Origin of the sequence: Streptomyces apricus, from assembly GCF_008369065.1 — a bacterium.
GTDB classification, from domain to species: Bacteria; Actinomycetota; Actinomycetes; order Streptomycetales; family Streptomycetaceae; genus Streptomyces; species Streptomyces apricus.
Map to the genome: position 1 here is coordinate 1 of NZ_VDFC01000184.1, position 1,806 is coordinate 1,806.

Sequence of the window (1,806 nt, forward strand, 5' to 3'; positions counted from 1 at the left end):
GATGGGGGGAGGGGGTGGGTGGTGAAGGGGCAGGACTACTGATAGACCCGTACGTAGTCGACGAGCATCTTGGAGGGGAAAGGAGTGCCGGCGTCCGGCGGACCCGGCCAGTCGCCCCCGACCGCGAGGTTGAGGATCATGTAGTGGGGGTGGTCGAAGATCCACGGCCCGCGGGTCCGTTCCACCTGCTCCTTGTCGAGGGTCAGGACGGTCCGGCCGTCCAGGCTGTAGGTGATGCCCTTGCTGTTCCAGTCGGCGGCCCAGGTGTGGAAGTCGTCGGAGAAGTCGGCGTTCCCGGGCAGCGTGTACGACGCCCCGATGCCGCCTCCGCCGTTGTAGGCGGGCGCGTGGACGGTCGAGTAAGCGGTCTTCACGTCCTTGCCCAGGACTTCCACGATGTCGACCTCACCGTTGTAGGGCCACGGCCGGCCCGTCAGGAAGTCGGCGCCCATCATCCAGAACGCGGGCCACAGGCCGTTGCCCTTGGGCACCTTGATGCGTGCCTCGACGCGTCCGTAGGTGAACTGGAACGTCGCGCCGGTGTTCATCCGCGCCGAGGTGTACTGGCAGGTGGTGCTGCCGCTCAACGGGTCGCGCGGGCACGACGATCCGGCGGTGACCTCCTTGCGGGCCTCCATCACCAGGTGCCCCGACCCGTCCAGCGCGGCGTTGCGGTGGTCGGTGTAGTACTCCAGCTCGTTGTTCGGCCCGGTGCCCGGATCGGCCCGCCACTTCGAGGCGTCGGGCCTGGCGCCCGCGGAGCCGTCGAAGTCGTCGCTCCACACCAGCCGCGGCGGATTCGCTGGGTCGCTCGGCAGGGGTGGCGGCGTGATCGGGGCGCCACCGGTGCCGTACACCTGGAACTCCCACAGCGAGTAGCCGTACGGGGTGGCGCGCTCCGTGCCGTACATGCGCACGTAGCGGCCGGTGCCGGAGACGGCCAGCGTCTGTTTGAAGCCCGTGCCGGACGTCGTCGAGTACACCGGTGTCCAGTCGGTCCCGTTCGGGGAGACCTGGATCTGGAAGGACTTGGCGTAGGCGGGGTCCCACTGCAGGACGACCTTGTCGATCTGCGCCGTCGCGCCGAGGTCGACGGAGATCCAGCCCGGATCGGTCCAGCCGGTGGTGGAGCTCGTGGCCCAGCGGGAGGCCGGATCGCGGTCGAACGCCCTGGCCGGTGTGCACTCCCAGCAGTTGCCGTCGCTCTGGGAGGAGGAGGCCGCGCCCGTCCTGCCGTAGGAGAGCAGGCGTCCGGTGTCCCCGCCGGAGCCGCCGGCCGTGCCGTACACCTGGAACTCCCACAGCGAGTAGCCGTAGGCGGTGGCGCGTTGCGTGCCGTACATGCGCACGTAGCGGCCGGTGCCCGAGACGGCCAGGGTCTGGGTGCCGCCCGTGCCCGCGGCCGTCTGGTGCACGGTGGTCCATGCCTGCGCGTCGTTCGACACCTCGATCCTGAACGCCGTGCCGTACGCGGCTTCCCAGGTGAGGGCGACCCGGCTGATGTCGGCGCTCGCCCCGAGGTCGACCTGGATCCACTGCGGGTCGGCGAAGGCGCTGGACCACCGCGTCCCGGGGTCGCCGTCGACGGCGTTGCGGGCGCTGAAGGCGCCTTCGGTGCTGGAGGCCGTGGCGGGCTTCCCCTGCGAGAGCAGGGTCTCCGCGGCCCGGGCGGAGGGAGCGGGGAGAGCGATGAGAGCGAGCAGCGAGGCCGCGAGGGCCAAAAGTAAGCCGGAGCGACGCAAGAGCGTGTGCACGGGCGACTCCTCGGGTGGGGAGGGAGGTGGGGGAGCGCTCCCTGAGGGGGAG

1 protein-coding gene is annotated in these 1,806 nt (G+C 70.7%); it reads right to left on the reverse strand.

Annotated features, from left to right (window positions below; all coding sequences use genetic code 11):
• Positions 1 to 35: 35 nt before the first annotated feature.
• Positions 36 to 1,754, reverse strand: a complete 1,719-nt coding sequence (locus FGF04_RS39060; protein WP_149516139.1) for a discoidin domain-containing protein — start codon at positions 1,752 to 1,754, stop codon at positions 36 to 38.
• Positions 1,755 to 1,806 lie beyond the last annotated feature (52 nt).